Below are 544 nucleotides of genomic sequence, written 5' to 3' on the forward strand. Positions count from 1 at the left end.
GTGCCTGGTCATGGCGGCCCGTACCCCCGTCGGCGACAGCGTCGGCAACGGGCGGCCTGCGCCGAGTTCGGCCCCGAGAGGTGGCCGGAGCCGGGGACCCACCGTTCCCCGCGCCCTACGGGAGTTCCCCAAGGGCGGGGGAAGTACCACCGGGGTGAATCGGACCGCATCCCCACGTGCGGACCGTAGGGCAATCCCTTCCCTCCCCACGCGCTCGGCGACGCCCGTCCCCGAGCCGCGCGGAGCGCCCGAACCCGACAGCTAACCCGGTAGGCGGTCCACGGAAGGAGTCGCCTCCCTTGGCGTCACACCGCAGGTCGCGGTCCCGGCTGGGCATGCCGTCCGGTCGTCACACCGCCGCCGGCCTCACCACGGCCGCGCTCGCCTCCCTCGCCCTCCTCGCCCAGGTCGCGCCGCCGGCCACCGCCGTACCGCGCGAGCCGCGCCCCTCGGTCGAGGAGGTGCGGCAGCGGGTCGACACGCTGTACCGCGAGGCCGGCAGCGCCACCCAGGCGTACAACGGGGCCAAGGAGCGCACCGACGC

At 75.7% G+C, this 544-nt stretch carries 1 pseudogene; it reads left to right on the forward strand.

Going from position 1 to position 544, the window contains the following annotated elements:
* Positions 1 to 299: 299 nt before the first annotated feature.
* A pseudogene (locus KUM32_RS38820) lies at positions 300 to 544 on the forward strand (glycoside hydrolase); the annotation flags it as partial.

The organism is Streptomyces sp. AC627_RSS907 (assembly GCF_019049165.1).